This window comes from Microcystis sp. LSC13-02 (genome assembly GCA_002282935.1).
Taxonomy (GTDB): Bacteria; Cyanobacteriota; Cyanobacteriia; order Cyanobacteriales; family Microcystaceae; genus Microcystis.
This window is the reverse complement of the sequence record MTBT01000254.1, coordinates 1-4,342: the sequence shown is the minus strand read 5'-3', so window position 1 is coordinate 4,342 and position 4,342 is coordinate 1. Positions and strand designations below refer to the sequence as shown.

At 41.9% G+C, this 4,342-nt stretch carries 4 protein-coding genes and 2 pseudogenes; 5 read left to right on the top strand and 1 reads right to left on the bottom strand.

All coding sequences use genetic code 11. The features are described 5' to 3' along the window. Positions 1-160: 160 nt before the first annotated feature. Positions 161-322 (top strand): annotated as a pseudogene (locus BGL89_RS16075) (ISNCY family transposase); the annotation flags it as partial. 53 nt (positions 323-375) lie between these two features. Further along, positions 376-1,329, top strand: a complete 954-nt coding sequence (locus BGL89_RS16070) for an ABC transporter ATP-binding protein (protein ID WP_286826551.1) — start codon at positions 376-378, stop codon at positions 1,327-1,329. A 22-nt stretch (positions 1,330-1,351) separates the two neighbouring features. On the opposite strand, the gene BGL89_RS16065 is transcribed toward BGL89_RS16070, so the two are convergent. Next, positions 1,352-2,101, bottom strand: coding sequence for a tetratricopeptide repeat protein (locus tag BGL89_RS16065; RefSeq protein ID WP_286826550.1), 750 nt, complete (start codon positions 2,099-2,101; stop codon positions 1,352-1,354). A 44-nt stretch (positions 2,102-2,145) separates the two neighbouring features. Between BGL89_RS16065 and nblB the strand changes: the two genes are divergently transcribed. From nblB to BGL89_RS16050, 3 genes and pseudogenes are all read left to right on the top strand, one after another. After that, on the top strand, positions 2,146-2,820 hold the full coding sequence (gene nblB / locus BGL89_RS16060; protein ID WP_286826549.1) for a phycobilisome degradation protein NblB: 675 nt from the start codon (positions 2,146-2,148) through the stop codon (positions 2,818-2,820). A gap of 63 nt (positions 2,821-2,883) precedes the next feature. After that, positions 2,884-3,975, top strand: coding sequence for a tetratricopeptide repeat protein (locus tag BGL89_RS16055; protein ID WP_286826548.1), 1,092 nt, complete (start codon positions 2,884-2,886; stop codon positions 3,973-3,975). Between the two features lie 299 nt (positions 3,976-4,274). Further along, positions 4,275-4,342, top strand: a pseudogene (locus BGL89_RS16050) (IS607 family transposase); the annotation flags it as partial.

Genomic DNA, 4,342 nt, shown 5'->3' with positions numbered 1-4,342 from the left:
CAATCCTATTTTCTTGCACTAACATCGGACTTTAACAGGTCAAAAGCTTTATTTTAAAAGGGTTTTACCATTATTCAGCAGACCCTATTTATTAGCAAAAATATTCATTAACAAAAAAAAATAATTGGTTCAAATCAGTCTTTAAACATCTAGCTTGATGATCAGTTTTCTGATCAATATCTTTTTGTGGTTCGTGTTAGACTTACTCAAATATCAGTCTAACACAGAACAAAATCACCTCTTCGCCTGTATTGCCTTGTCCTAGTGGGGTTCTCACCATACCATCAAGAATGGTTCTATTGATAACGGGAAACCCAAACGTTAATGTTAAGAATGTGGTGGCCAGTTTGTCAGCAATCCGACTACTAAAACTTTATGAACGCACCAGAATTAGCCATTGCTACCGTTGGTTTAACCAAACAATTTGACCGCCATGGGGCTGTTAATCAAGTGGATTTACAGATTGAAGCGGGGGAAGTTTACGGGTTAATCGGTCCAAATGGAGCGGGAAAAACCACTTTAATTAGGATGTTAGCGGCAGCGGAAGAACCGACAACGGGAGAAATATATCTGCACGGAGAACGTCTTTTAAGAGATGAGAGTAATCCCCGTCTCAAAAGAAACTTAGGTTATCTACCCGATAATTTTCCCCTCTACGATGACCTAAATGTCTGGAATTATCTGGATTATTTTGCCCGTCTTTATCATATCCCTCGCTCCCAACGTCATCGCCGCATTTATGAGGTTCTAGAACTGGTACAATTGACAGGTAAAAGCCATAATTTGATCGCTACTTTGTCCCGGGGGATGAAACAACGTTTAAGTTTAGCCCGAACGATTATCCATGAACCTTTAATTTTACTTCTCGATGAACCGGTTTCTGGATTAGACCCGATCGCTCGCCTACAATTTCGTGAGATTATTAAAGTCTTACAATCGGCAGGTATGACTATTTTAATTTCCTCCCATGTCCTTAGTGATTTAGCCGAACTTTGTAGTTCTGTGGGCATCATGGAATTAGGTTATCTAGTGGAAAGTACCTCTTTACAAGAATTAAATCAACGTCTAGCTGGCCAATACTTGCAGATCACGACTCTAGGCAATTTAGAAACCTTAGAAACCGCTCTTAAACAATGTGTTTTTGTGGAAAGTTGGCAAAGAATTATTAATACTAATACTCTCCAGGTTAAATTTACGGGAACCCTAGAAGATAGTGCCGAATTGTTGAAATCTTTAGTCGTTTCTGGCCTGACCTTAAGCGAGTTTTATACTTGCCGCGAAGATTTAGAAACTATTTTCCTAAAACTGGGACATCGACAGGCATCTTAAGAGTAAATAATATTTTTTAAATCTAGGCTCGTAACTTTTCTACTAATTTAATTTGCTCCTGACTAAAACCAGCTTCCTTCAGATGTGCCAGAAACCATTTTTGTCGATAACGACCGTCTAAATCCACAGCCTTTCTATAGGTATCATGAGCTTTTTTACTATCACCTTGCTCTAAATAAATCATTGCCAAAGCCACAAGAGGATGGGGATTATTCGGCTCTAATTTAACTGCTTTTTCAGCGTTAGTAATAGCTGAATTAAAATCTTTTAAACGATGATAGGCGAGGGATAAATTATAGTAGGCAATTTCATTATCAGGTTTTAAATTAGCGGCTTTAGTATGAGTGACTACGGCCTTTTCAAGATGACCACCGACAAGATAAACAATACCCAAAGCATTATAAGCAGCAACATGATCGGGAGCAATTTTAATCGTTTCTTCGAGGGTTATTTGTGCCGCTAAAGGTTGTTTAGCTAGGTGTTGTGTCCATCCTAAAATTACTCTACCGTCTAGATGATTGGGGTTTAACTGTACCGATTTTTTTAAAGCCTCAATACTTTTGATAAAATCTCCCTGTTGACGATACTGTAATCCCAATTGACGATAACGATTAGCAGCTTTAATGTCTGATGCGGAAATAATCGGACTGGGAGAAGGAGAAACGAGCATCTCGGCCGTAGGTTCTTTTTTAAGGGGAGAGGGAGGACGACAGCCCCAAAAAACCGGGGAACTAAACATGATCAAGATAGTCAGGAGCCGATAACTATTCATGGGACAATTAATACCAGTCCAATTGTTAAGGGTGTCATCAAATTATGAATTATTCCCCTGAATCCGTGCAACGGCTGCTTGATTCCGATGATTATGGCCATCGCTTATCGGGAGTTAATCAACTGCGTTATTTAGCCCCAGAAATCGCCTTCGAGATGTTACAGCCTTTAATTAACGATAGTAACGCTAGGGTGCGTTATTCGGCGGTAAGTCAGTTAGATATCCTCGGTCGTCAGAATCTCGATCTGGCCTTAACTATTCTGCGCGATCGCTTGTTGCATGATCCCGAAGCAGACGTGAAAGCGGCCGCGGCCGATGCGATCGGGGGGTTAAAATTAACCGCAGCCTACGATGATCTGGTGGCCGTCTATCAACAATCCTGCGACTGGTTAATTCAATTTAGCATTGTGGCAGCTTTGGGCGAATTGGGGGAACCCCGGGGCTTTGAACTGCTCGAAATCGCCCTTAACTCCGATAATGAATTGGTAAAAACGGCCGCCGTTAGTGCTTTTGGGGAACTAGGCGACCCCCGCGCCGTCTCTTTACTCGTTCCCTTGGCTAATGATGATGACTGGCAACTGCGCTATCGTCTCGCTCAAGCTTTAGGCCGCTTAGGGGGACAGGATGCGATCGCTGTTTTGACCCAGTTAACCAACGACAAAAGCGCCCAAGTCGCCCAAGAAGCCCGCAATAATCTCGTCCAAGGTGATGCAGAATAGTTGATTTTTGTCAATACTATTTAGAATAAAGTTTAATTAAGAATCGTTAACAAAGGTAAAGCGATGAAACAATTTACCCGTCTAATCTTGCTCGTCGGTCTTCTCGCGGGGGGCTGTTTCTCTGCCTCAATTGCGATCGCTGATAATCCCGCAGGGGCAATCGTGAGCAAGGATTCACAGGTTAACGAACTACTGCGTCAAGCGCGGCAATTGGTCAAAAATGGCAATTATGGGGAAGCTATAGCCGTTTACGAGCGGGCTGCCGCCCTTGATGGCAATAATGCCAAAATTTTCTCTGGGATTGGCTTTTTACAAACGCGGCAAGGGGATTATAACGCCGCCGCCCAAGCATACCAAAAAGCTTTAAGTCTCGATCCGAGTAATCCTGACTTTTTCCATGCTCTCGGTTATAGTTTGGCTAATATCGGTGATTATGACAATGCAGCCACCGCTTACTACTACGCTATCCAAATAGAACCGAAAAACGTCCAACACTACCTCGGTTTAGGGGTAGTATTATTACGCCAAAAAAACTATGCTAAAGCGGGCGAAGTTTACCAATGGGTTTTAGCTCTCGACCCCAATAATCAGCAAGCCCACGAAATCATGGGTAAAGCCTTGATTGAACAGAATAAAAGCAGCGAAGCCCTCGATTTTCTCCAAAAATCCCTGCAAAGATTCCCTAACAATACTGAATTAAGATTGCAACTGGCCAGCCTTTTGCTCAAACAGGGCGATTTAAATGGCGGAACCCAGATTTTAAAAGAAATAGAGCGACAAAGTACAAGAAATTTTTTAATTCAGCTAAAAATAGGTATTTTACTCGAAAAACAAGAGCGTTTTGACGAGGCTCTCCCCTTTTATCGTCGGGCTGTTTTCCTACAACCCCAATCTTTGGAAGCACAAGCGGGAATTGGTCGCATCCATCTGGCCAGAAAAGATTATCTTGCAGCAATTATCGCCTATCAAGATTTGGCCGAAATCGCCCCCAATAACGCCGATGTCTATCTTAATCTCGGTCGGGCCTACGCGGGCCGGGGACGAAAAAGAGAAGCGAAAGAAGCTTTTAAGCAAGCGCGAGCGGTTTATGTCCTAAAAAATAATCAATCCGGCTTGGAGGAAGTGGATGCCCTGCTGAAGAAATTACTTGAGTGAACCCATATCAGTTATCAGTTATCAGTTATCAGTTATCGGTTATCAGATTTGAGTTATCAGATTTGAGTTTTCAGTTCACTGATGACTGTTTAGCGATCAAGGAGTAATTTATACTAAATCCGTTGAATATAGGCTACTTATCAGGACAGGCACTCATGCAATAGGCAAGAGGCAAAAGGGGGAATAAATAATCACTCTTTAATAACCAGATTTAGTATTGTAAAGTTTTGTCGAAAATATACGCAAATAATAGCAAAAAACTGCTACTGTGGTTAGTGCAAGTTTACCTTACAGTTCAAATGAAACTATCAGATTATGCCAAGAAAAAGGGGATCAGTTATGACACTGCTTGGAGGATGTGGAATCG